At 43.1% G+C, this 23,223-nt stretch carries 26 protein-coding genes and 1 riboswitch; of the genes, 15 read left to right on the forward strand and 11 right to left on the reverse strand.

What is annotated here, in order from left to right:
• The first annotated feature begins 25 nt into the window (after positions 1-25).
• The 4 genes from ACOSV2_RS18930 (at position 26) to ACOSV2_RS18945 (ending at position 2,490) form a co-directional block, all read left to right on the forward strand.
• A complete protein-coding gene (locus ACOSV2_RS18930; RefSeq protein ID WP_428976453.1) occupies positions 26-868 on the forward strand; it encodes a flagellar hook-basal body protein in 843 nt (280 codons plus the stop codon).
• Positions 869-883: 15 nt separating this feature from the next.
• Positions 884-1,162 (forward strand): DNA-directed RNA polymerase subunit beta, encoded by a 279-nt coding sequence (locus tag ACOSV2_RS18935; protein WP_428976454.1) that lies wholly within the window; start codon positions 884-886, stop codon positions 1,160-1,162.
• Positions 1,163-1,558: 396 nt separating this feature from the next.
• Positions 1,559-1,990: a 3-hydroxyacyl-ACP dehydratase FabZ gene (gene fabZ / locus ACOSV2_RS18940; protein WP_428976455.1), complete on the forward strand. Its 432-nt coding sequence runs from the start codon at positions 1,559-1,561 to the stop codon at positions 1,988-1,990.
• A gap of 203 nt (positions 1,991-2,193) precedes the next feature.
• On the forward strand, positions 2,194-2,490 hold the full coding sequence (locus tag ACOSV2_RS18945) for a hypothetical protein (RefSeq protein ID WP_428976456.1): 297 nt from the start codon (positions 2,194-2,196) through the stop codon (positions 2,488-2,490).
• 158 nt (positions 2,491-2,648) lie between these two features.
• Here ACOSV2_RS18945 and ACOSV2_RS18950 read toward each other — a convergent pair whose 3' ends face one another.
• Both ACOSV2_RS18950 and ACOSV2_RS18955 read right to left on the reverse strand, forming a co-directional pair.
• Complete coding sequence (locus tag ACOSV2_RS18950) at positions 2,649-3,257, reverse strand: class D sortase (RefSeq protein ID WP_428976457.1); 609 nt, start codon at positions 3,255-3,257, stop codon at positions 2,649-2,651.
• Complete coding sequence (locus ACOSV2_RS18955; protein WP_428976458.1) at positions 3,250-3,576, reverse strand: helix-turn-helix domain-containing protein; 327 nt, start codon at positions 3,574-3,576, stop codon at positions 3,250-3,252. Before ACOSV2_RS18955 ends, ACOSV2_RS18950 begins: the two co-directional genes overlap by 8 nt.
• 230 nt (positions 3,577-3,806) lie before the next feature.
• Here ACOSV2_RS18955 and ACOSV2_RS18960 point away from each other — a divergent pair, with 230 nt between their 5' ends.
• Positions 3,807-4,508 (forward strand): hypothetical protein, encoded by a 702-nt coding sequence (locus ACOSV2_RS18960; RefSeq protein ID WP_428976459.1) that lies wholly within the window; start codon positions 3,807-3,809, stop codon positions 4,506-4,508.
• 403 nt (positions 4,509-4,911) lie between these two features.
• A riboswitch (cyclic di-GMP riboswitch) is annotated at positions 4,912-5,068 on the forward strand.
• A gap of 33 nt (positions 5,069-5,101) precedes the next feature.
• Positions 5,102-5,239: an anti-repressor SinI family protein gene (locus ACOSV2_RS18965; protein WP_428976460.1), complete on the forward strand. Its 138-nt coding sequence runs from the start codon at positions 5,102-5,104 to the stop codon at positions 5,237-5,239.
• Positions 5,240-5,273: 34 nt separating this feature from the next.
• Here the strand turns inward: ACOSV2_RS18965 and ACOSV2_RS18970 are convergent, their stop codons facing one another.
• Together ACOSV2_RS18970 and ACOSV2_RS18975 are read right to left on the reverse strand one after the other, a co-directional pair.
• On the reverse strand, positions 5,274-5,594 hold the full coding sequence (locus tag ACOSV2_RS18970; RefSeq protein ID WP_148971166.1) for a helix-turn-helix domain-containing protein: 321 nt from the start codon (positions 5,592-5,594) through the stop codon (positions 5,274-5,276).
• Positions 5,595-5,689: 95 nt separating this feature from the next.
• A complete protein-coding gene (locus ACOSV2_RS18975) occupies positions 5,690-6,130 on the reverse strand; it encodes a YwpF-like family protein (RefSeq protein ID WP_428976461.1) in 441 nt (146 codons plus the stop codon).
• Between the two features lie 267 nt (positions 6,131-6,397).
• Between ACOSV2_RS18975 and ACOSV2_RS18980 the strand changes: the two genes are divergently transcribed.
• Positions 6,398-6,775, forward strand: a complete 378-nt coding sequence (locus ACOSV2_RS18980; RefSeq protein WP_428976462.1) for a single-stranded DNA-binding protein — start codon at positions 6,398-6,400, stop codon at positions 6,773-6,775.
• 24 nt (positions 6,776-6,799) lie between these two features.
• The gene (locus ACOSV2_RS18985) at positions 6,800-6,973 is read left to right on the forward strand and encodes a hypothetical protein (RefSeq protein WP_181778094.1); all 174 of its coding nucleotides are present in this window, start codon (positions 6,800-6,802) and stop codon (positions 6,971-6,973) included.
• A gap of 527 nt (positions 6,974-7,500) precedes the next feature.
• Here ACOSV2_RS18985 and ACOSV2_RS18990 read toward each other — a convergent pair.
• From ACOSV2_RS18990 to ACOSV2_RS19015, 6 genes are all read right to left on the reverse strand, one after another.
• Positions 7,501-10,326, reverse strand: a complete 2,826-nt coding sequence (locus ACOSV2_RS18990) for a DEAD/DEAH box helicase (RefSeq protein ID WP_428976463.1) — start codon at positions 10,324-10,326, stop codon at positions 7,501-7,503.
• Positions 10,319-11,962, reverse strand: a complete 1,644-nt coding sequence (locus ACOSV2_RS18995) for an SWIM zinc finger family protein (protein WP_428976464.1) — start codon at positions 11,960-11,962, stop codon at positions 10,319-10,321. Before ACOSV2_RS18995 ends, ACOSV2_RS18990 begins: the two co-directional genes overlap by 8 nt.
• A gap of 348 nt (positions 11,963-12,310) precedes the next feature.
• Positions 12,311-13,930 carry an alkaline phosphatase gene (locus ACOSV2_RS19000; RefSeq protein ID WP_428976465.1) on the reverse strand — a complete coding sequence of 540 codons (1,620 nt, stop codon included), beginning with the start codon at positions 13,928-13,930 and terminating at the stop codon, positions 12,311-12,313.
• A 155-nt stretch (positions 13,931-14,085) separates the two neighbouring features.
• Positions 14,086-15,321 (reverse strand): efflux RND transporter periplasmic adaptor subunit, encoded by a 1,236-nt coding sequence (locus ACOSV2_RS19005; protein ID WP_428976466.1) that lies wholly within the window; start codon positions 15,319-15,321, stop codon positions 14,086-14,088.
• A 22-nt stretch (positions 15,322-15,343) separates the two neighbouring features.
• Positions 15,344-16,009, reverse strand: coding sequence for a hypothetical protein (locus tag ACOSV2_RS19010; RefSeq protein ID WP_428976467.1), 666 nt, complete (start codon positions 16,007-16,009; stop codon positions 15,344-15,346).
• 129 nt (positions 16,010-16,138) lie between these two features.
• A complete protein-coding gene (locus tag ACOSV2_RS19015; protein ID WP_299744173.1) occupies positions 16,139-16,267 on the reverse strand; it encodes a hypothetical protein in 129 nt (42 codons plus the stop codon).
• A gap of 282 nt (positions 16,268-16,549) precedes the next feature.
• Between ACOSV2_RS19015 and ACOSV2_RS19020 the strand changes: the two genes are divergently transcribed.
• Positions 16,550-16,711, forward strand: coding sequence for a hypothetical protein (locus tag ACOSV2_RS19020; RefSeq protein ID WP_428976468.1), 162 nt, complete (start codon positions 16,550-16,552; stop codon positions 16,709-16,711).
• A gap of 278 nt (positions 16,712-16,989) precedes the next feature.
• Here the strand turns inward: ACOSV2_RS19020 and ACOSV2_RS19025 are convergent, their stop codons facing one another.
• Positions 16,990-17,280 carry a helix-turn-helix domain-containing protein gene (locus ACOSV2_RS19025; RefSeq protein WP_428976469.1) on the reverse strand — a complete coding sequence of 97 codons (291 nt, stop codon included), beginning with the start codon at positions 17,278-17,280 and terminating at the stop codon, positions 16,990-16,992.
• Between the two features lie 188 nt (positions 17,281-17,468).
• Here ACOSV2_RS19025 and ACOSV2_RS19030 point away from each other — a divergent pair, with 188 nt between their 5' ends.
• The 6 genes from ACOSV2_RS19030 to hutU all read left to right on the forward strand — a co-directional run bounded on the left by ACOSV2_RS19030 (position 17,469) and on the right by hutU (position 23,222).
• Positions 17,469-17,687 carry a hypothetical protein gene (locus tag ACOSV2_RS19030; RefSeq protein ID WP_428976470.1) on the forward strand — a complete coding sequence of 73 codons (219 nt, stop codon included), beginning with the start codon at positions 17,469-17,471 and terminating at the stop codon, positions 17,685-17,687.
• A gap of 181 nt (positions 17,688-17,868) precedes the next feature.
• Positions 17,869-18,462 carry an REP-associated tyrosine transposase gene (locus ACOSV2_RS19035; protein WP_428976471.1) on the forward strand — a complete coding sequence of 198 codons (594 nt, stop codon included), beginning with the start codon at positions 17,869-17,871 and terminating at the stop codon, positions 18,460-18,462.
• Between the two features lie 90 nt (positions 18,463-18,552).
• Positions 18,553-19,035, forward strand: coding sequence for a hypothetical protein (locus tag ACOSV2_RS19040; protein ID WP_428976472.1), 483 nt, complete (start codon positions 18,553-18,555; stop codon positions 19,033-19,035).
• Positions 19,036-19,307: 272 nt separating this feature from the next.
• On the forward strand, positions 19,308-19,754 hold the full coding sequence (gene hutP, locus ACOSV2_RS19045; RefSeq protein ID WP_428976473.1) for a hut operon transcriptional regulator HutP: 447 nt from the start codon (positions 19,308-19,310) through the stop codon (positions 19,752-19,754).
• Positions 19,755-20,026: 272 nt separating this feature from the next.
• Positions 20,027-21,559, forward strand: a complete 1,533-nt coding sequence (gene hutH, locus ACOSV2_RS19050) for a histidine ammonia-lyase (protein ID WP_428976474.1) — start codon at positions 20,027-20,029, stop codon at positions 21,557-21,559.
• Positions 21,552-23,222 (forward strand): urocanate hydratase, encoded by a 1,671-nt coding sequence (gene hutU / locus ACOSV2_RS19055; protein ID WP_428976475.1) that lies wholly within the window; start codon positions 21,552-21,554, stop codon positions 23,220-23,222. Before hutH ends, hutU begins: the two co-directional genes overlap by 8 nt.
• The last annotated feature ends 1 nt before the right edge of the window (position 23,223 follow it).

Raw genomic sequence — 23,223 nt, forward strand, 5'->3', positions numbered from 1 at the left:
TACCTTATAATAGGGGGGACAAGTCATGAATCGAACGATGATTACAGCAACCAACACATTGGGTCAATTGCAGAAACAAATGGACATGATCGGTCACAATCTGTCGAACGCAGATACAAATGGATACAAGCGCCGGGAAGCGACATTCTCAGAGCTGCTTGTGCAACAAGTGAACAATCAGCGTGTGGAAGAGTTTGAAGCAGGCAGACTTACCCCTTTTGGAGTAAGGGAAGGCAGTGGCGCAAAGCTTTCACAATCTCAACTGATCCTGAATCAGGGGTCTTTGAAATCAACGGGACGCTCGCTGGATTTTGCTTTAACCAGTGGGGGGCAGTTCTTTAAAGTCCTTGCTCAGGATGACAATTCAAGTGCCGTACGCTATACGAGAGACGGAGCATTCTTTGTCAGTCCAACCGGGAATGGGGAAGCGATGCTCGTGAACGGAAGCGGATTACCGGTCCTGGATGAGAACGATAACTATATTACTTTTTCTGAAAATGCGTCTTCTTTCCAGTTAGGGGATAATGGAATCCTGACAGTTACGGATGCAGGCGGCGTAGAAGAGCGATTCAACTTGGGTATCGTCACGGTTGAAAAGTCGCAGTTTCTGCAGCAGTTTGGCGGAAATTTGTTAGGTTTTGCAGAGAATCTGGACGAACTCGGAGTTACGGAAGGTGAAGTCGTAACGAATGTCGTTGGAGGAGCACGCTCTGATATTTCAATGGTCCAGAACTCGTTAGAGGGATCGAACGTTGATATCAGCAAAGAAATGACGGACATGCTGAATGTCCAACGATCATACCAATTTCAGTCCCGCTCGATCTCCCTTGCAGATCAAATGATGGGCCTTGTAAATGGGATACGCTAAAAGGAGTTAAATGCTATGAGTGAAAAAGAGCTACTACAAGAAGAAAAAACGACAAGAGAATCAGTAAAAACAGAAAAGAAAGCCAAGCAAAAGGACGAATCCAAGCCTGCGAGCTGGGTGCGCGTCCGCATGCTGCCAATCTGGCTCAGAATCCTTCTGTTCATCCTCCTTCTTGCAGGAAGTCTCCTTCTCGGTGCCGTCATTGGCTTCGCAGGCATCGGAGACGGCAAAGCAGCCGACGTCTTCAAAGCAGAAACCTGGCAGCACGTTATTGATATCGTCATGAAGAAATAACTTTTTGTGTATTTTTTTGAGGGACGGACCTCGAAATATTTAGCTTTTCGGCAATGAATCCTGTTATAACGGGGTTTCGTTGCGGGTGGAGCTTGTATTCGAGGTCCGTCCCTCTTTTCGAAAGCAGAAACACTGCAAGCCCATCATCACCATCGTCATCAAAAATAACCAAAGCCAACGCAGGATTGCTCTTTTAGTAAAGGGGTGATCCTTTTTTAACGAGGTTTAGAGAGGGACGGACCTCGAGTTCGTTCTCTTTTGGACAACAAACCTTGCTATATAAGGTTTTGCATAGAAAAGTGAGTTGTTTTCGAGGTCCGTCCCTCTCCTGTTGCTATTACACGCACAATTTCTGTACAATAAGGTGTACATACATATTGGTAGGAGGAATTTTGAATGCTTGATATTAATCAGATTAAAGAGATCATTCCCCATCGTTATCCGTTTTTGTTGGTGGATAGAATTCTTGAAGTGGAAGATGGCAAGAAAGCGGTTGGGATTAAGAATGTGACGGCGAATGAGGAGTTTTTCAATGGGCACTTCCCTGAGTATCCTGTAATGCCGGGGGTGTTGATTGTAGAGGCACTTGCTCAGGTCGGCGCTGTGGCCATGCTGAAGGTGGAAGATAACCGCGGGCGGTTGGCTTTCTTCACTGGTATTGATAAATGCCGTTTCAAGCGTCAAGTTAAGCCGGGAGACCAACTGAGACTTGAAGTCGAAATGATCCGTTTTAAAGGGCCGATCGGTAAAGGAAAAGGCGTAGCGACGGTTGATGGTGAGGTTGCCTGCGAATTAGAAATGATGTTCGCTTTAGGAGATAAACAATAAAAAGGTGCAAACTGGGCTTGTTGTGATTCATTCACTTCAGGTCCATTTTTTTTAGTTTCCACTCTTCGCATTACTCTAAATCTAATTTCCCCAAAAAATTTCTCTGAAAATGCAAATTAATTCATTTTCAGGGAATGCTAACGAAAGACCAAAGTAACGGTCTTACATTAACTAACATACACGTTAGAAAGGAGTAATACATCATGAGCAAAAGATTACTTTCCATTCTTGGTGGATCAGCACTTGCTGCCATGCTTCTTGTAGGATGTAACGCAGACCAGGAGCCACCTCCGGAAGACGAGGCACCGACAGAAGAAGAAATGCCGGAAGATGATGGCATGAACGAAGATAACGGGGACATGGGTGAAGAAAATCTCCCTGAGTCAGAGGACAAAAACGAGCAAGGCGACAAAGATGCAGCGAAGGACAATAACACACCTGAAGAAGACGCTGTAGAAGATGATAAGGATATGCAGGATCAGGATAATAAGGACGAGTAGTCATTTCAACGTACAGAGGCAGCTTAGTGTTGTCTCTGTTTTAATTTTTGAATCATACTTCCACAAAAAAAGAGATGATGTAAGATGTAATTCCTAATGGGTTTCTTTAAGGAGATATTAAAAGACAAAATGATTGATCTTCACCAGAGGTTAACTTTTTAGTGAATTCTTATAGCCTCAATAATATATCGTTCGGACGAATCACCAATAAGGGTGAAAGGATAGCAAGTAGAAAGAGTCAGAATTTCCTTGGGACGGGTTGCCCGAATAACCGACGTGTCACTTTCATCTACAATATAAGTCTTGAAAATTTCATAGGAGAAAGTTCCCGTTGGCATAACTATGGAAAGTATATCTCCGTGCTCGAGTTCACCAATATTTCTAAAAACCGTATCCCTGTGCCCGGCCAAAAATATTTGATCCTTCTGTTCCGGTAGTGACGTGGATGAATAATGCCCTACCCCTTTCTTTAGTTCCTCCCCATCGGTTCCTTCAATGATTGCTACATCCCTTTCCAGTCTTGGAATATGTAAAACCCCAATGACATCCCCTTTCTCAAAGTGGTAATTAATTGAAGTTTTAGAGGAAGTGATTGGTTCTGAACTCTTATGTACTGAAGAATTTTCCATAATACTTGCTTTTGCTTTCTCCAGAGCTTCATTTTCCGCTTCATCGTTACTTTTCATCTGAAGGAGTGAATATATGACAAAAGAGAGCCCGCAAGATAAAATAAGTATCCCAAAAATCAGAAAAAGCTTCCTACTCATGATGTTTCCTCCTTTTATACTGAAAAAAAGAAAGAAAATCGTGAAATTCCTCTTTCGTTAAGCCCTGGTGAATGGCTTTCTCCAGTGGTTCAACCCACTCCTCATCTAAATAGATCTTACTCATATCTGTCGAAAGAATATTTTCTAAAGAAGTATCTAAAGTAAGAGCGATTTTTTTAAGAATCTTAATGGAAGGATTCTTTTGAATACCTCTTTCAATAGAACTTATATATGATTTAGACACATTTGAATGATGAGCAAGCTCGTTTATCGTTAACCCTTTTTGTTCACGAAGATCTTTAATCTTATCACCTACCATGTCGATAACTCCTTCACAATTCATTTTATTCATTATATAGAACAATCATTATATTATAAAGTACGAAATAAAGTGAATTCTAAAGGAATAAAGAGGATAGTTTCGATATCTACTAGGTTTGACGGTTATTTCAATGATTTTGAAGATTTTCATTTCATAAGTGAGATCTTATAATGAGTTAAGGTGTTCTTTAAAAAGAACAAATTCGCTGGTTCTAGGAGATGAAAAAGATGAATCGTAATAGAATTGTCGTAATGTTATTAATCCTATTTTTTATCTCTGGAATAATGAATCATAAAACGTATGCAAATGAAGTAGATATCATATTAATACCTAACGAAAAGTTCTTATTTAACATTTCAAATATGAAGCCGGGTGATTGGGCAGAGAGGGAATTGAGGGTTAGTAATGGCGGGGATAAAGATTTTAACTACACCATTCGCGTTAATAATAAACAATCTGACAGGAAACTATTTAACGAATTGGAGTTGAAGGTGTACGAAGGGAGCAAATCCAATTTAATCTTTGATGATAAATTAAAGAATTTCAATGGGTTTAAACCAAAGCAATTAAAAAAAAGCGCAACTGACAGTCTATATTTCCAGGTTGAAATGCCATATGCATTAGGGAATGAGTTTCAGAAAACATCAGCATATTTTGAAATCGTGATTGTAGCAGCCGCAAATACAACCACTACACCTCCCGAGGATTCTAATGATCCGGTAAAGCATCCAGACAGTAATGTTAAGCCGACCCCGGTGAACCCGGGTACAAATGAAACCCAATCTTCACCAATAGCCTCACAAGGCCCAAAACTACCTAACACTGCAACCAACCTTTACCTGCTATTAGCGGTAGGTTTTATATTAACTACAACGGGATTGACACTCATATATGCAAATAGACGTTTATCAAAGAAAAAAGAAACATAATCTGATAGTAGAGGTGACCTCATGTACAAAAAGATATGTAGGCGATGTACAAGACCATCCTATAGTAGCACTGAAACGGGTAAATGGATCTGCCCCACTTGCGGATTTGACTTATCCAACCAGACATTCTATCATCCTAGTAATTACCAAAACATTAATAAAAAAGTCATTCCTCTTAGAAGGAAGCTAGAGACATATAAAAACACCATGAAAACGTAGCTTTTCGACAAACCTCCTCATATGCTTACACGATTTGTTCATCGGAAGATAGTAATTTTTTTGTGTATGTCAGATTATAGTTCAAATTGTAGGAAAAAAGTGTAAAATAAATTGACAGAATAGACAAAAAACAACAAACGCTCGGAAAGTTTATTAGTATAATCGAATTAGTTCGAAGGGAAGAGTCAGATAAAGGCAAACTTATTGAAAAATAAGGACGCAAAGTCACAGATCTAAGGTGGGAAAATAGGCATATCTTCATAATCATCTTGAATATAATCAACAGAAAACAGATGAAGAAGGTGTGGTTATTTGAAAACTACGATGGCTGGATTGCCTGGAATACATATATGTATTTTGGGAGGGTATTTATATTGACAAATCGTGAACTTGATCTTGAATGGATGGAACTAATTAAACAAGCCTTAGACGCCGGAATTTCTAAATCAGAAATTAGAGAATTTCTTCAAAACCAGCCCCAGGAATTGAAAACCGAATACAAAGTGATTTAATATAAATAAAGTCTTGCGATTCCCTCGCAAGACTTTATTTATTGCCTAATTTCCACTTATTAAATTCAATGAACTCCCTGAACTGCTCCTTGGTAATTCCGGAATCCATGGCTTCTTCTGCAATCTTAAGCCACTCATGATCGATATTTTGGTCATCTGGTTGATCATGTAAAAGAGCATCCATCGGAATCCCTAATGCAGCTGAAACTTTTTCAAGAAATTGAATGGAAGGGTTTTGTTGAAGGTTACGCTCTATTGAACTCAAATATGACTTTGCCACACCGGCTTTATCAGCAAGCTCTGTCATGGACATGCGTTTTTCTTGTCTGTATTTCTTTACTCTTTCTCCAATCACAGGGAACACCTACCTAAAAACTTCATATATGAAGCCCCAATATTAATACAATTATATCATAATCAATCTTATGGGTATTATATAATTTCGCATAATTAAACGCTAGGTTTTGCCGTTGCCGGAATTCTTGGCTTCGATACCATTTTCTCACGGAACTCCCGGATTAATTCTTCCCCCGAATATCCTTTTTGCACTAAGTCATCAAGGAGTAATTCTGCATATTCATTCCTCTGTTTCTTCAATTTCCCCTCAAACATAATACTGATATGCTCATCCATCTCTTTAATACAACGGATAGAAGTCATGAAAGCAGCAGGATCATTGGCTTTATTGGAAATCACGACCTGGATTTCCAAATCACCCTTATGTTGCTGAGCCTCTTGAAAGAACTCAATATATTCATTCGACAAGTACGTTTCGACAAGCCACGTACTCTGTCCATCTTCTTTATTGATAATCAGACCGTCCACTATCTCAAAGTCACGCAGTTCATCGTTCTCCACTACTTGCAGTGAAATAACTTTAAAGGTTTTCATGAACGAACATCTCCCATTTAAAGGTTTTATAAAATTATATCATAGTAGGAATTGTTTCCCTAACAAATTCCTTAATGAAAAAAAGGACGAAAGATGCAATTTTATAATTTCGACACCGATTTTGAGTAAAATACGCCAAATCTCCCTAGGCGAATTTCCGAAATTCAAGCCATTTTTGCCTCGAATTTCGGAAATTCACGATTTTACAAGATGTGACAGAAGATTGTAAGATGAAAACAGCTTAAGAGAAAGGAGGAAAGAATACAATTGATCAACCAAGTGACCCTCGTTGGAAGGCTGACCAAAGATCCTGAAGCTAGAAAAACATTGGAAGGGAAATCGATACTTAACGTTACGATAGCTGTGAATCGTAACTACAAAAATCAAAAAGGCCAAGTTGATACAGATTTTGTACTCTGCACCATATGGAACCGGGCAGCAGACAATATGGAGAAATATTGCCGAAAGGGATCTGTCGTTGGAGTGACCGGTCGCATCCAAACACGCTATTATGATAATGATCAAGGAAAACGTACGTATGTAACCGAAGTCGTCGCGGAAAATGTCCGATTTATGGACAGCAGGCGGGAAACCGCGGAAGCCCCCGAGCCGGGCAAGAAAGAGCCAATCGAATTACCGTTTTAATATTTTATTAAGGGAGATGGAGTTGTGGCCACACTGCAAGATCTTGAACAAAGAATCGACAGAATGGAAAAGTTAACAGAAGACCTCATTAAAAAAGTAGCAAGAGCAAACGTCGAAAATTTCTATTTATCTCAACGGGTGACAGCCCTTGAGCAAGGATACGAATACCCGAGTCCAGTCTTAAAAACCTCGTCGTAAGTAAAAAACCCCACCCAGAATTCTTTCCATACGAACAATCCAACCAACCTTATAAGCAGCTGTCTCAAATTTCAATGGTCATCGCAACATGCCTCAAACAACCCTCATTAGAAATATACATGTGTAGCAGTGAGTAAAGTAAGCAGTAATTCCCCTTATTGTCTCCATATTGAGTCGGTTTCCTTTTGGGGAGCCGGCGTTTTTTTGATTGGTAGAGAGCGATGCTGCATTAGATCTTCTCCCGTGGTGAATGTTAATGATTCCGGTAGTTCACAATTTGGCACGAGTTTTGGGGAATGTGGCTCAACAAACTTGAAAAGTGGCACAACAAAAGGACACTGCAGACAAAAATTGTAGTGTTTTTACGAATATATTTGTAAAATCCGCCAAGAAACTTTCAATTCTAACCCTAATTTGTCAAACCCCTTTAAAAATATCCTCAAGTCATTATATAAACGCCAGCACAACCAATTTCCCCCCACACCTAAAAAACCTCTTTCCCACAAAAGGAAAGAGGTCAAATACAATTATTCCAACACCAACAACGATTCCAAATCCTGATCCGATAATTCCGTCACCCATTGATCACTTCGGATGATTTCATCGTTCAATGCCTGCTTTTTCATCAGCATGGCATCGATTTTTTCCTCGAGGGTACCTGAAGAGACAAGCTTATGAACATGGACGAATCGCTGTTGTCCAATCCGATACGCACGGTCGGTTGCCTGGTTTTCTACCGCCGGGTTCCACCAGCGATCGTAGTGGACGACGTGGTTGGCGGCGGTCAGGTTCAATCCGGTTCCGCCTGCTTTCAATGACAATAGGAAGACTGGAAACTCACCATTTTGGAATTTCTCCACGAGCTCATCCCGTTTTCCTTTGGCCATGCTTCCGTTAAGGAATGGGACAGCGACGTTGAATTCATCTTTCATCACTTCCTGGATCATTTCGCCCATTGAAATATATTGGGTGAAGATCAGGCAAGCTTCACCAGACTCCAGAGCGGTTTCCACGATATCCTTCAGCTTCTGCATTTTTTCAGAGCGGGAGAGAATCGATTTTGGATCAGGTTCTTTTAAATAGAGAGCAGGGTGGTTGCAAAGCTGCTTCAGCTGGTTGAGCATTTGCAGGATTAATCCTTTGCGCTCAAATCCACTCAATGTTTCGATTTTTGCGAGAGTATCTTTCACCAGCTGCTCATATAATGCCGCCTGCTCAGTGGTCAGGTGACAATATTCCTTCTGTTCCAGTTTTTCAGGCAGATTCAATTCCACTTCGGGATCTTTCTTCGTTCGACGCAATAAGAAAGGCTTGATTTTTGCCTGAAGCTCTTTGACTTTTTCTTCAGATTCATCCTTTTCAATCGGAGCAATATAGTTTTTCTGATACTGGGTGAATCCACCGAGGTATCCGTGGTTAAGGAAATCAAAGATCGACCAAAGCTCGGATAATCGATTTTCCATCGGGGTCCCGGTAAGCGCAATATGATGTCTTCCGCTCAGCTTACGTATTGCCCGTGATTGTTTTGTATTGGAATTCTTGATGTTTTGCGCCTCATCAAGAGAGATCGAAGTCCACACCACTTCTGATAACTCATCAAAATCAATATGTGACAATCCGTAAGAGGTAAGAACCACATCGACGCCTTTGATCTCCGCGGCAAATTGTTCGCCTTTCGCCCTAGTCGGTCCATAATGAAGATGAACCTTCAAATCAGGAGCGAATTTCTCCAACTCACGCTGCCAGTTTCCGAGAACGGAGGTAGGGGCAACGATCAGGGAAGGGGTTTCCGGTTTCTCTGTTTCTTTTACATGCTGCAGGTACGTAATCAGCTGGACTGTTTTTCCGAGTCCCATGTCATCGGCCAGACAAGCGCCAAAGCTGAATTTTCGTAAAAAGAGCATCCAGCTCATTCCCAGCTGCTGATAAGGACGGAGCTCTCCGATAAACGTGTCAGGTGTTTCCGTTAAAGGAATCGAGGACACATTTGTCAGCTGATGAATCATCTTTTTCATCGATCGATTGAGTTCCAGCTGGATCTTGGCATATTTATAAGGATCAAGCTCATCGTCATCCGGCTCCAGATCTGATTCATCAGAATCCCGGGGAACAAGCTCCTGCTCCAGCATGTCCTGGATCGAAATCCCTTCCTGCTTCGCTTTCGTCATCATCTGCTGTATCCTTCTAATCATAGCGGGATCAAGCTTCATCCACTGACCACGGATCTTCACCAACCGTCGCTGATTATCGACGAGTTGATTAAAGTCATCCTCTGACAGATTGACTCCATTCATCGATAATCGCCAGTCGAAATCGAGCATGGCATTGAGGCCAACGAAGGATTTACGATAGCTTGTGTCCGTGTTTTTCAGCTTTGCTTTTACCAACACCTGAGCATCCTTCATCGCTTCCCACCATGACGGCAGAAGGATTTCAATGTCCAGGTCGATGAGCTTCTCACTTAACACGGATAGGAAATCCCAGGCATCGTGCTCACCAAGAGCCGTGCGGAGGGAACCATCCACATCGCGGAGGATGGGCATCATTTTCATCCAGCGCTCTTGTTCTTCTGATACATCAGGGAGATGCTTTTTCCAGGATGGAGGGACTGTGTCTTCAGCCAGTGAAATGACGCGATTCGTTTTCTTGCGGTCTCTTAAAATTGTTTCCAGTTCCCAGGAATCATCCTCATCAAGGGGCTCAGAAATCCTTAGACCGATCGAAAACGGAAGTTCCTCATCCTCACCGGCAATCCACTCACTCCAGCGCTTCTCATCAAAATACGCATCCAGCTCTTCAGACGTAAGCGTACTTTCCTTCAGCTTCTGAATCCTCTTCATCGCACTCGATCCACCCGAAGCCATCGCCTCATTCAACGCACCTTGAAACCAATTTTCGGTGAGATTTTTGAGGGACGGACCTCCATCAGGACGCTCTTCCTCCCAGAATTCATCGTTGAAATTCGACCATACTTCATCGGGGATATGAAACTGCAACCCTTTTTCCTGCCATTCCTCGAAGCGGGGCAGCCAGCGACCGGCTTCCACCGATTCGTAGATCACAGGGGCTATCGCAATGCACGCCTGCCCGGTCTCATCCCAGTCCCAATCGATCATGCTGCTGAAATGCTCGCCGGCAAGCAATGTGAGGAGCTGCCAATGAGTCACTCTAATCCCGTTTTTGGAATCCTCAAGGAGTGTCCCGTAGTAACTTTCTTCATGCCAAAGAAACAGCTGACCCTTCCATTCTTTTGGAGGCAGAATTTCACCTTTGTCGTTTTCCGCAGTGATGAAGAAACGGTCTTCATATTCAGTTGTGTTGACGTTGATTTTTACGGAAGACAGTTTAAGCATCGATTAACTTACCCTTTCTGCACTCTTCTTGGAACGCGCGTAATCGCTTGTATTTATCTAAAATGTAGGGGAGATAGACATCCCATTTGTCTGTTTTCTTCGTTTTTTTATAAATCGTCCGGATCTTTTTCATATAGCGAACCGCCAGCTTGTAGCTGTCACGATTTTTCTGATCAATCGCATCCATCACCCCGGCGTAATAGATCGGAAGGGCAAGCTCAGGCGCTTCCTTCGTCACATCGCGGAGGCCCATGCCTTCCATCTCCTGAATGCTGTAACTCATATATTTTTGGAGCTCAACCCATTCACGGTAAGCCTTCGCACTGATAAGATACTCATTGTACGAGAAGAAGCTGTACGGAAGCATGGATAGAAGAAGTTCATTCACAAGGGAGCTGTCCTTTTCCATCAGCCAATCCATCGGCAGAATCCGCACAAACCAGCGCACAAATCGGGTCGCTTCATAATAGTCAAGGGTCTCGAGGTGATCCGGCATCCTGGACAAAATATTTCGTACCAGGAAGAAACCGACTTCGTAACGCTTCCCGACGAAAAATTTACGTAGCCAGAATTCACTGAACGCGACCAGCTCGGTACCCAGTTCATCCACCACTTCACCCGCCTTGTTCAGATCTTCGAGGAGTAAATATTGATGGAGAATGGCGACGTTGTAAAAAGTGGAGTCCTCCGCGCTGCTTTCTTCTAAACGCGCAACCTCTTCACGGCGCCACGACTTCTGTTTGAACAAGTAATACCACAGGAAGCGGTACACTTCGGCTTTCATCATCGTACTATTTTCTGTTGAGTCACTCATCTCGACCGTCTGCTTTTTCAAAAAAGCAATGTATGGATCGAAGCTGAATGGCATGGCATGAATCGACAGTTTTTCAACCGCGTCTTCCATTTCCCCTAACAGAAAATCATACATGCTGTACTGCTCGCGGCTCAGCTCTACATTCCTCTTTTGTAAATAAAGATCGATGTGAACCGACAAATAGAAGGTAGCAAAGAGCTGATAAAGAGGCTTCCATTCCCGTTCGAATGGAGCTTCCTTCATAAAGCGTTTCGTTATATTTTGAACGAGGACATCCATCAAATAGGGCTGTCTTTCAAGTAACTCCAAGTCTTCCTGCTTCAGAAGTGAGTCAAAGAACTGCCACCATTCCTCAGGCGTGTTTCCCCGCGTTTTCCGTTCGTTCAACAGGTCACTGGCTTTTCGGAGAGCCCCAGTGCTGTTATGTTTCTTCAATAAATCATCCAAAGACTGTGTTTCCTGACTTGAAGGCTGAGACTGACTCCGCCAATTCTGGATCCACTCACTCACCCGTCCAACCTTGTTATATAACATAAAAAAGGTCGCCATTTGATGCCGGCACCATTTATCTTGAGGACACGAGCACTTACTTAAAAGGGGGAACGAAAAATTCAGCTCAAGGGTGACAGGCGTCACATCCTGCACCTCGGCCGTCACTTCCTCATCGCGGACCTTAACGTTCGAAACCAGATTTTGACGGAACAAAAGAAGACCCTTCGAAACGACATTCTTGCTCTCATCCTGATTCGGGTCCAATTCACCCTGTATCGACTGACTCATGGGAAGTAACTTATCCTTCAACTCCTGAATACGAATCGACATCAACCAACCTCTCCAATCTATAAAATCGCATTCTTTTATTATAACGCAAAAGGAGGGGGAAAAGGAACATGGAGCGGGGGAAGTGGTGGAAGAGGGGGAGATGAGGGTGGAGGAGTTTGTCGAATTGTGTAGTGAGGCGGGGGAGTGGTGGGGATTGATTGAGGGCAGAGTGGGACTGGGGCGGTGGGGAAGGAGAGTCGATAATATATTTGCAAAGTCGATAATATATGGTTGCAAGTCGATAATAAAATTTGAAACTGAGTGAAAGACCTACAAAAAGCTGCCTGGTACAGGTCGAAATTGAAAATATAACTCCAGAATCAACTCAAACCCTACCCAATTCCCGCCTTACTCCTCCACATGCACATAAAATGTCTCCCCATCATAAACATTCACGCTCTTCAACTTCACCATTTCACCATTTCTCCAATAAAAATCCTTATTTTCAGGAAAACGCAGCTCTTCATCCCCACGCTTCACCACCATCACAGGATTTTTCGAGGTCCGTCCCTCGATTTTTACCTCAAAACCTTTTTCACGATAAAATTCCGCGCCATCGACGTACCATGAGGCAAATCCACCGGAAGATAATGAAAATCCCAGATGCTTAGAAATCACTCTTGGTATATCGGTGTTTTCAATAAGACCCACAGGCTTCCCGGGGCCATACGCATATAAAAAGACGTCCTCACCAGTGTGACCATGTGTGGTAAACCCAAGATTAGCCCGCTTCGCCATCAGTTTCACCATTTCATCCTCTAAATCCTCTACTTTTTTAGAGGCATCTTCCATCGCACAGAATTCTTTCTTGCTCAAATTCCCCAACCCATAATTTGAAAGGACCTCTTTTAAATTTGAACGGTCCTCCTTAAGCTGAGAAACGGCACCCTTTACAGTTAGCTCAGCTTTTTTTAAAGGCTTCACAAACTTCTCAACAGGCTGATGTTTATAATCCCCGTTTGTCCCCTGATTCCCAAGGGTGAGACCGCTATTCCCATGGTCGGTAACGGCTATCACCATCGTATTACCGTCCTCTCGGGCGAATGCTAAAGCTTCTCCCACGGCATCATCAAAGCTCAATACCTCGCTGATCATCCCTACAGGATCATTTTTATGAGCAGCCCAATCCACCTTGCTGCCTTCGACCATGAGAAAGAAACCTTTCTCGCTTTGAGAAAGCCCGTCGATCGCTGCCTCCGTCATCTCCGCAAGGGAAGGTTCATCAGGCTTTAACGTCTTCCTATCCAGTTCATAGGCAATGTCCTCTTCAGCAAACGCACCCCATAATTTAGAAGAGCCTTTTCTTTTTAGAAGTCCGTCCCTCTTCAGCACCAAATCGTATCCAATGGAGCCGATGACCTCCAAGAGATTTTCTCCATCCTCACGACTGACTTCTTTTGTTTTAAGCATGCCGTCATCGTTCTTGACGTGGTCTTTGGATTTCGGCTTCAACCAGGCGGCACCTCCACCTAAGATAACGTCGAGACCTTGGTACACCTGTTGTTCGCCGATGTCTCCAAATTCATCGCGGTTCAAGACATGGGAAGTGAATGCAGCCGGAGTGGCGTGCTGGACAGGGGAGGTGGATACGATGCCGGTCTTGTAGCCGGCCAACTTGGCCCCTTCAAGGACGGTCAAAACGGGACGTCCATCTGGGTTCATTCCGATGTAATCAGCTTTCGTCTTCATACCGGTGGCCATGGCCGACCCGGCTGCGGCGGAATCGGTGATCGCTGACTGAGCCGAATACGTCCGGGCGCCGCCGACCAGAATTTTATCCAGTTGAAGGTCCGTCCCTCGATACCAACGTGACAACGTGACGATGTCGGAGTTGGTGCCGTCCATGATCATGAGGATGACGTTTTTCTTGGGTGGGTTTGGGGCTGCGAATAGGCAGGTGGATGGGAAGGAGAAGGCGAGGAGAGAGAGGAGGATGGTAAGGGTGATGAGGCGTTTGAGTGTTTTCATGGTGAGCGCTCCTTTACGTCAGTGTTTAACCAATAGTATTTGTTGGTTGAGAAGGAGTATGTATAGAAAAATGATTTAAACAGGTGGTTTTATGTCACAAGAAATCGTCAAAAAAAGTCCCATCCAAACCATTACGGTTTAAGATGCGACTCCCATTATTTCCGTTCCAATATTCCTACCAACAGGTTTTCTAAAACCGTCGGACGATCTATTTTCTTCAAGTCACGCAATTTGATTTTATTCCAATCAATGCCTGTAATGAATGGAGTACCATTCTCTAACGCAGGAATGTCCCCGGGATATACAATGTAGTATTCTCCGGCTTTCACGCCTGACTTGATTTGTTGCTGCCCGTTTACCTGGAGACCTGTTTCTACTCTTCGCTGTTCAACGGTTCCTTTTTTAGTGAGAATCCAGATGAATTTAGAAGTGCCTTCTTTTTCAATCGCAGTGACAGGCACGACCAATGCACCTTTTACTTCCTCCGTAATGATCGACAGGAAAACATGGTGACCGGGAAGAAGCTTGTTTTTAGTATCCTGAAGCTTCACTTCTACAGGATACATGCTGTCCGTTTGCAAGTGTGGATCGTTTTTTGGAAGGGTGGAAACTTTGGTCACGATTCCTTTTTGACTCTCTTTTTCAATGTCAGATTCAATAATCGCGCTCATATTTTCTTCCACGGTCACTATTTCATTTTCAGTAAGATCAGTCGTTACAATCGTCGCCTGGGAGGCAATCGTAATCAATGGATTATCAATGGCATGGGAGAGGTACTTGATGGTCCCGTCCACACTGCTTTGAACCGTTAACGTTGTTTCATACGATTCGATATCAGAAATTTGGCGCTCAAGGTTATCGATTTGATTTTCTAAGCGGTCAATCTCTAATTCTTTAGCGGCCATTTCTTTTTTTATTTCGTACTCCGACTGAAGTGCACTGGTGTCAATCGGAATTTCTTTGTCGTCCGTTGAAGTCGAAGGAAGGGACGATTCCAAACTTTCCAGGTCATCGATGTTGTCTTCGATACTGTCAATCTCATCTTCCAATTGTTCTACTTCTGATTCCAGAACACTTTTCTGCTGGGTTTGATCGGTAACCTCGTATTCATAAAGTGGCGTTCCGGATTTCACCTGGTCACCTTCTTTAACAAGGAACTTCTTGAAAGAGCCGAATTCGTCGTTGAAATAGATGTAGCTTTCTTCTTCAGCTGTGACAACACCCGGTTTCGGAAGCTCTTTAGCCAGATCGCCTGTTCCGCTGATTTCCCAATTGGCCACCCGGACTTCGCGGTCGACTTTGCTATTCGCTTTTTCAATTAGGTATGTATTTGCACCAACAAACAAAAGAGAGAGTGTTAAAGTGCTATATAAAATGGTTCTTCTTTTCATTATGTTCACAGCCTTTGGAAAGTTAAATTAAGGTTGATATGTTTAAGAAAGCGAGTAATGCGTTAAGGGACCACAAGAATAAATTGGTTAAGAGAATCACTAACCAGATGATCCAGTTTTTTTGATGGGTCAACTGTTTGATGCCTTTGTATTGAATATAGAAAACCCAAACTTTAAAAAGGGAGAAGCTTCCCATTAAGTAGATCACATACGATTTTGACGTTAAATATTGGGTAATTACTCCTAATGAAAGCGGTGAAGAGTACCATTCAAGTGAAAAGAATAGAGATAATGGTATATAGGTGAGTTTTTCAAGTAATAAAATGATTAAGACTAGCCCTTGAGTGATTACCAGTTTACGGTACTCACCTTCATTTGAGATGGTCCAGAAAATGAGTGATGAAAAAAAGAGAATAATGGCCGCATAAATCATTCCGGCTAATAGTCTACCTAAAAAAAATAAAAACTTCTCCAACTCGAATACAATTGGGGATAGCTTCGTCATGTCTTTAGACAAAGGGTCCATTCCTATTCCGAAAGACGAAATCAAACCAAATATAACAATGGATAATAAGAAGAGAAACGAGACTCGTTTCTTATAACCTTTTAATGCCTCCATCTCATTGAGTTGATAAAAGAAGATTGATGGCTGTTTCAAACCTCTGAAAAGTCTGACTTCTCTATGCATAAAATGTTGTCCTCCAACTTGAATAGATTCCACCTCTTATTCTATCGAAAATCATCGAACTTTTCCATAAATTGTAGAACGAATTAAGAAATAAAATAAAAAAGCGTCGAATGGACGCTTTTGGTCAGCTTATGCTTGATAGGTTAAGTAGGTAGTCCCTGCGATTAGTAGAATCGTAATAATAACGAAACTTACATATGTAACTACTTTCTGTGTTTTCTTCTTTCTCATTGCCTCTTCCGGCGTTAAAAATGCCATTTTAAATTTCCCCCTTTTCCCGACTTGAAGCTGCTGGATTATAACGAACGTATTTTTATTTTTTTTATCGATCGTTATTTTTTTCCCCATACCAACATTTTATCGGAAATATATGCTAATTCTTAATAGGTCTTAGTGACTATTTATATTGACGGATGTCGAAAAAATTTTGTGGAATATTGTATATTTATGGTAATATATCTAGTAATTGATGTTTGAACTTTCGTATAATAGTGTAATAAAGTGATAGAAACTGTTTTTAATTGTAGGAGGGTGTCTTTTTTGAAAGGAAATGTTAATAAGGAACAATACGTTCTCTCTGTTATCCAGAAAGCTTATGACAAGGGTCAGCAGGGCGATATGGACACAGATAAAATGATCAATTGGCTAAAACAAGAATTACAGACTGGATATGCTATAAATCAAAGTCGAAAAGCGCTGTAGAATCCTTAATGGGAATCTCAGCGCTTTTTGTTTTCATTTTATTGAGGGACGGACCTCCATTAATAGGACAATAAAGGTAAAATGCCGATTTTTTCACATTTATTATTCTATTGGGGTTCCTCGAGGTCCGTCCCTCTAAAAAATGCTCTACCAGTCCTTCATCGTCTGGTAAAGGTGATTGACCTGTGTGATGAATTTTTCTTTGCATTTTTCTGTGAAGTAGGTGAGGGAGGATAGGGTCCGTTTGAATTTAGGTAATCTTGAAGGGTCTTCAGGATTTACCTATTTTCTTCGTCTTTGAAGTTTTCTCTTAGAATCATGGGATCGTCACTATTACCAAGTCCTTCACTTTCCTTGCCGTACATGATTCGGTTCATCTCATGGGTAGGGATTTTATAGACTTCTTTAAAGGTAAGGAGCATTTTATACGGGAGGTCCCTTGTGCCATTTTGATAGTTTGATAACGAACTCTGATTGATATTTAAACAAATGGCAGCTTCTCTCTGAGTATGCTCCAATACGTCATTCCGATAATGCTTCAACTCTATGTGTAAGTCCGTTCTATTCACCGACTATCCCTTTTTTCTTCAAGATAAAGGTTTTGAAAGATATCAACGGGAAATTACACAATATGAAATACCATTATTGATTACAAATATAGATATTTTGGAAAAGGTATACAAAATTACATTAAAACGTATTAAAATGTAAATATAATTGTAATTTTGCCGAATTGGGGGTAAAGGTGGAAGATAGAATGGGAGATCAGAACAAAGGGAGAAAGATTAGCGTTATAGGAGACTTGAAACCTGGTTTAACGGGAAAGGTCAAATGGATACCTTTGAGGTCAGAGTCAAACCTGGCATTCAGTACTAAAAACAACGGCAAACAGCGTGTGATTTACTATTCTCAAAACAGCTTTTCCAGCGAGGGAACGAACAGAAAAGATTTTCTACTAATAGATAGAAAAGAATAAAGATGAAGGACTAAAAATGAGGGACGGACCTCAAATAGGTGAAATGGAAGACAAGCAGCCTGATTTAACGCCGTTTGTAAATTTCCAGAGGTCCGTCCCTCAAAAAAAGAGGATTTTGCGGAGTTGTGTCGAATAGGTAATGGTACGAAATTAAGTTGAATTTGAGAGAAGGAGTGATGTTATGGTACGAACGCCTCGAGATTGGCGTCCGGGAGCCACTTATCATGTGACAGCGAGAGGGAACCGGAAGCAGGACTTGTTTCATGATATTGAAGACCTGAAGAAGTATTTATCCTACCTTCAGGACACGAAAGACAAGTACCCTTTTACTATCCACGCTTACTGTTTAATGTCCAACCACATTCATCTTCTAATCGAAACCCACGACGTTCCACTAGATCAGATCTTCAGAATCATTCATACCCGTTATGCCATTTATTTCAACAAAAAGTATGATTATGTCGGACATGTTTTCCAAGGAAGATATGGTTCAACTAAGATTGATACCCCTGCCTATTTCATTAAGGTCAGCAGATATATTCATCAAAATCCTGTCAAAGCCAAACTCACCGTCGTCCCCGAGTATTATCCTTGGAGCAGCTATCCCTCATATGTTCATTCCATTGACAACCCGCTTCTCTCAAAGGAGAGGACCCTGGCATATTTTCCAGATTCAGAAGTGAAGCTTTATAAAGAATATGTAGACAAAGAAGAAGAGAAGGAAGACCTAAACAAGGAATTTGACGAAAATACAAATAAAGTTGTAAAAAAATAAAATATTTTTGTAAAAATTTAAAGGAAATTAGATGTTTATGTCGAAATCCATGTTCGTAGGACCAAATCCCTATATCGAGGAGGAGAAAGAATGAAAAAAGACTTTATATTGGTGTTTGAGGATTTTCACGTTTCAAAGAGGAATATCACGACAACCAAAAAGCATTTAGTTGTGTTTCAAGGGCAACATTATTACAACAAGCTCGTTGTCGTGAATCGACCCCCGGGGTTCTCCCACGCATTGGAAAGCATCATGTACTCTGATAAGATACTCGAGACCTACGGATTTTCTACTCTATTTGCGGTTCCGATTGACAAAGAGCATTCCATCCCGTTTAAGTTTGTCCGTATAGGTGACAGGGAGGCTAGGGATTGTAAAATTGTACTGGAAAAAAGGAATGGCATGGAGCAGTTAAATATCAAACCTTTGTATACGATGGATGGTCCGATTTCACATGAGGATAAACATGACATATTATCCTATCTCAGCATGAAAAATGATGAAGGCACGGTCACCTATCTCATGAACAACCCCCAAGTGTTCAAGGGAAAAGGCAAAAAACAAGAAGAGTAAAGGAGGAATGAGGCGAACCTAAATTGAATAGGTACGTCTTTTTTAAGTTCTTTTCGTGTATGAGGGACGGACCTCCAACCATTTCCGTTTAAACTAGGGAACACCTCCCACCCTTGCCTGAGTATATCTCCAAAACCCTTTACCACACTACCAAACTACCTCTCTAAGTTTCTAAAATCACCACTTTTTTCGTTGACCTCTTACCGGTCAGACCATACAATATAAGTAGTTATTAGTATTTTTAGAATTTTCACGTAAGGTGCGAATGCCACTTGGATAAGACAGAACATACTCGTATCGGAAAGAATGCCATGCTTCTTCTCCTCGTAGATAAAGAGGAAGAAGAATGGAATCGTCATTTCAATGAACTGAATTGGAGTTACTGCACCGGGAAAATCGGCTCCATGGACAGTCAGAAAATCGTGGCTGCCATTGAAACAGCAGCGAAGCGGAGTGACCTCGTCCGGGAAGATCTGTACCGGGAAATGCATGCCTTATATCACGCCATCATGGAGGCATTAACGGGTGTGACCCGCGGCCATACGCAATTAGGTGAGGTCCTGCGCACGGTGGGATTGCGCTTCTCGGTTGTTAGAGGCACTCCATATAAGAGTGAAGAAGAAGGCGAGTGGATCGCGGTTGCTTTATACGGGACGATTGGTGCGCCCATTAAGGGGCTGGAGCACGAGACAATCGGACTTGGAATTAATCATATTTAAATAATTTAGAGCCTAGAGATATTAGTTGAAAGGAGGCTCGACCAACGGCAGAAGTCTGTCTTTGGTCGAGCCTCTTTTTGTGTGGAATTTTGGGGTCAATATGATTCTTTAGGGAGTGGACAATGCAGGTTTGGAGGTCCGTCCCAGACTGGTTTAAAGCGTTAAAGAACGAAACAACAAAAATAGCGATTTAGAGGGGTTTGGCCAGATTGGGGTTGTGAAGATGCAGCTTATGGAGGTCCGTCCCTAAAAATATAGAAGAGGTGATTGTAATGGTGGAGTTGACGGGTTGTAGTTTGACGTTGGATGAGGCGAAGAGGGTTATTTATGGGAAGGAGCAGGTGGAGCTTTCTCCGGTTAGTATGGAGCGGGTGCGGAAGAGTCGTGAGGCGGTTGAGCGGATTGTGAAGGAGAAGCGTGTGGTGTATGGGATTAACACGGGCTTTGGGAAGTTCAGTGATGTGTTGATTGATGCGGATGATGTGGAGGAGCTTCAGCTTAACCTGATTCATTCTCATGCTTGTGGAGTGGGGGATCCATTCCCTGAGACGGTTTCCAGAGCGATGCTGCTGCTCAGAGCCAATGCGTTACTAAAAGGATATTCAGGAGTGAGACCAGTCATCGTCGAACGTCTCACCGAATTCCTCAACAAAGGAATACATCCGGTCATCCCGCAGCAAGGATCACTGGGAGCGAGCGGAGACTTAGCACCACTTTCTCACTTGGCACTCGCTCTGATGGGAGAAGGAGAAGTCCATTATCAAGGAGGGGTACATCAAACTCTTCCTATCCTTTCAAAAGAAAACATCTTCCCGATCCAGCTCCAGGCAAAAGAAGGATTGGCACTCATCAACGGAACGCAAGCCATGACGGCGATGGGAGTCATCGGCTACCTGGAAGCGGAGGAACTGGCTTTCCAAAGTGAGATGATCGCAAGTCTGACTTTAGAGGGACTTAGAGGAATCATGGATGCTTTCGACGAAGATATTCATTTAGTAAGGGGCTATCCTCAGCAGGTCGCAACGGCCAAAAGAATCCGCGATTACCTGGTAGACAGTAAGCTCACAACGAAGCAAGGAGAACTCAGAGTCCAGGACGCATACTCGTTACGATGCATCCCGCAAGTTCACGGGGCATCCTGGCAGGCACTTGACTATGTAAAAGAAAAGCTGGAAATCGAAATGAACGCCGCAACCGATAATCCACTGATTTTCGATGACGGAGAAAAGGTCATTTCAGGCGGGAACTTCCATGGACAGCCGATCGCCTTCGCCATGGATTTTATGAAAATTGCCATAGCTGAGCTTGCCAATATCTCAGAAAGACGTATTGAACGACTCGTGAATCCGCAGCTGAATGACCTGCCACCGTTTCTGAGTCCACAACCAGGGCTCCAATCCGGTGCCATGATCATGCAATACTGTGCGGCATCACTCGTATCGGAAAACAAAACACTCGCCCATCCAGCGAGCGTCGATTCCATCCCGTCATCAGCCAATCAGGAAGACCACGTCAGCATGGGAACCATAGGGTCACGACATGCTTACCAAATCCTGCAGAACTCAAGAAGAGTCCTGGCCGTCGAACTCATCTGTAATCTGCAGGCAGCAGAACATCGAGGGACGGACCTCATGGCAAGTCAGACACGACAATTTTATGAAGCAGCGAGAAGGATCATTCCTTCCATTACAAAGGACCGCATCTTCTCGAAAGATATAGAAAAAGCCAACCAGTGGCTGCAACAGATCTCGTTAAGCACACTCATCAAACCTAACAAAACAAAGGAGGAAACGACAAATGGTTAAGGCAAACAAACGAATCGTACAAATCAAAACAGGGACGGACCTTGAATGTAAAGGATGGGAGCAAGAAGCTGTCCTTCGCATGCTCTATAACAATCTTGATCCTGAGGTAGCGGAAATTCCGGAAGAATTAGTCGTTTACGGTGGTATTGGGAAAGCGGCCCGTAACTGGGAGTCCTTTGACGCAATCGTTCACACACTCAGAAACCTGGAAAACGATGAAACCATGCTTGTTCAATCCGGTAAGCCGGTTGGTGTGTTCAAAACCCATAAAGCGGCTCCAAGAGTTTTACTTTCCAACTCGGTCCTTGTACCAAAATGGGCAAACTGGGAGCATTTCCATGAGCTGGATCAAAAAGGCCTCATGATGTACGGGCAAATGACGGCTGGTAGCTGGATCTATATCGGGACGCAAGGAATCCTGCAAGGGACGTATGAAACGTTCGCAGCACTGGCGAAAAAACATTTCAACAACTCCCTTAAAGGTACGATCACTCTAACAGCCGGTCTGGGAGGAATGGGCGGTGCTCAGCCACTTGCCGTTACAATGAACGGTGGAGTCGTGATTGCAGTCGACGTTGACGCGGAACGCATCCAAAAACGGCTCGACACGAAATACTGTGACGTGAAGACAGATTCCATCGATGAAGCGTTAATGATGGCCTATGAAGCACGTGACCAAGGCAAGGCTCTTTCCATCGCATTACTTGGAAACGCGGCAGAGGTTCATCATAAACTTTTAAAAAGAAACGTTCAGATTGATATCGTAACCGACCAAACATCAGCCCACGATCCTTTAAACGGCTATGTACCTGAGGGGTACTCAATCACAGAAGCGGCAGAGCTCCGCAAACAAGACCCGAAAGCCTACACAACGCTTTCACAAAAAAACATGGCCAAACACGTGGAAGCAATGCTTGAGTTCCAGAATAGAGGCTCCATCGTATTTGACTACGGAAACAACATCCGTCAAGTAGCGAAGGATGAAGGCGTCGATAATGCCTTTGATTTCCCTGGATTCGTTCCAGCCTACATCCGTCCATTATTCTGTGAAGGAAAAGGACCTTTCCGCTGGGCGGCACTTTCAGGAGACCCAGAGGATATCTATAGAACAGATCGCTTGATCAAGGAGCTTTTCCCTGAAAATGAAGCCCTCAATCGCTGGATCGATATGGCACAGGAGCAAGTGGCATTCCAAGGACTGCCTTCACGCATCTGCTGGCTGGGCTATGGTGAGCGTGTGAAGATGGGCCTTGCCATCAATGAGCTTGTTCGAAATGGAGAACTGAAAGCTCCGATCGTCATCGGTCGTGATCACTTGGATTGCGGATCTGTTGCTTCACCAAACCGTGAAACCGAAAGCATGAAGGACGGAAGTGACGCAGTAGGTGACTGGGCCATCCTGAACGCCCTCATCAACACAGCGGCAGGAGGCTCCTGGATCTCCTTCCACCACGGCGGCGGAGTAGGAATGGGATACTCACTACACGCTGGGATGGTGGTTGTGGCAGACGGGACGGACCTTGCAAAGGAAAGATTAGAACGCGTTCTCACAACAGACCCTGGAATGGGCGTCATCCGCCACGTCGACGCAGGCTACGACATCGCAGAAAAAACAGCCGAAAAACACAACATCCACATCCCAATGAACAAAGGAGGAGAATAAT

The organism is Rossellomorea sp. DUT-2, assembly GCF_052665285.1.

What these genes read in the sequence shown, in the direction of transcription:
- ACOSV2_RS18930 (WP_428976453.1), top strand. Translation starts at nt 26, where the DNA reads ATGAATCGAACGATGATTACAGCAACCAACACATTGGGTCAATTGCAG.
- ACOSV2_RS18935 (WP_428976454.1), top strand. Translation starts at nt 884, where the DNA reads ATGAGTGAAAAAGAGCTACTACAAGAAGAAAAAACGACAAGAGAATCA.
- fabZ (WP_428976455.1), top strand. Translation starts at nt 1,559, where the DNA reads ATGCTTGATATTAATCAGATTAAAGAGATCATTCCCCATCGTTATCCG.
- ACOSV2_RS18945 (WP_428976456.1), top strand. Translation starts at nt 2,194, where the DNA reads ATGAGCAAAAGATTACTTTCCATTCTTGGTGGATCAGCACTTGCTGCC.
- ACOSV2_RS18950 (WP_428976457.1), bottom strand. Translation starts at nt 3,257, where the DNA reads ATGAGTAGGAAGCTTTTTCTGATTTTTGGGATACTTATTTTATCTTGC.
- ACOSV2_RS18955 (WP_428976458.1), bottom strand. Translation starts at nt 3,576, where the DNA reads ATGGTAGGTGATAAGATTAAAGATCTTCGTGAACAAAAAGGGTTAACG.
- ACOSV2_RS18960 (WP_428976459.1), top strand. Translation starts at nt 3,807, where the DNA reads ATGAATCGTAATAGAATTGTCGTAATGTTATTAATCCTATTTTTTATC.
- ACOSV2_RS18975 (WP_428976461.1), bottom strand. Translation starts at nt 6,130, where the DNA reads ATGAAAACCTTTAAAGTTATTTCACTGCAAGTAGTGGAGAACGATGAA.
- ACOSV2_RS18990 (WP_428976463.1), bottom strand. Translation starts at nt 10,326, where the DNA reads ATGCTTAAACTGTCTTCCGTAAAAATCAACGTCAACACAACTGAATAT.
- ACOSV2_RS18995 (WP_428976464.1), bottom strand. Translation starts at nt 11,962, where the DNA reads ATGTCGATTCGTATTCAGGAGTTGAAGGATAAGTTACTTCCCATGAGT.
- ACOSV2_RS19000 (WP_428976465.1), bottom strand. Translation starts at nt 13,930, where the DNA reads ATGAAAACACTCAAACGCCTCATCACCCTTACCATCCTCCTCTCTCTC.
- ACOSV2_RS19005 (WP_428976466.1), bottom strand. Translation starts at nt 15,321, where the DNA reads ATGAAAAGAAGAACCATTTTATATAGCACTTTAACACTCTCTCTTTTG.
- ACOSV2_RS19010 (WP_428976467.1), bottom strand. Translation starts at nt 16,009, where the DNA reads ATGCATAGAGAAGTCAGACTTTTCAGAGGTTTGAAACAGCCATCAATC.
- ACOSV2_RS19015 (WP_299744173.1), bottom strand. Translation starts at nt 16,267, where the DNA reads ATGGCATTTTTAACGCCGGAAGAGGCAATGAGAAAGAAGAAAACACAG.
- ACOSV2_RS19030 (WP_428976470.1), top strand. Translation starts at nt 17,469, where the DNA reads ATGGGAGATCAGAACAAAGGGAGAAAGATTAGCGTTATAGGAGACTTG.
- ACOSV2_RS19035 (WP_428976471.1), top strand. Translation starts at nt 17,869, where the DNA reads ATGGTACGAACGCCTCGAGATTGGCGTCCGGGAGCCACTTATCATGTG.
- ACOSV2_RS19040 (WP_428976472.1), top strand. Translation starts at nt 18,553, where the DNA reads ATGAAAAAAGACTTTATATTGGTGTTTGAGGATTTTCACGTTTCAAAG.
- hutH (WP_428976474.1), top strand. Translation starts at nt 20,027, where the DNA reads ATGGTGGAGTTGACGGGTTGTAGTTTGACGTTGGATGAGGCGAAGAGG.
- hutU (WP_428976475.1), top strand. Translation starts at nt 21,552, where the DNA reads ATGGTTAAGGCAAACAAACGAATCGTACAAATCAAAACAGGGACGGAC.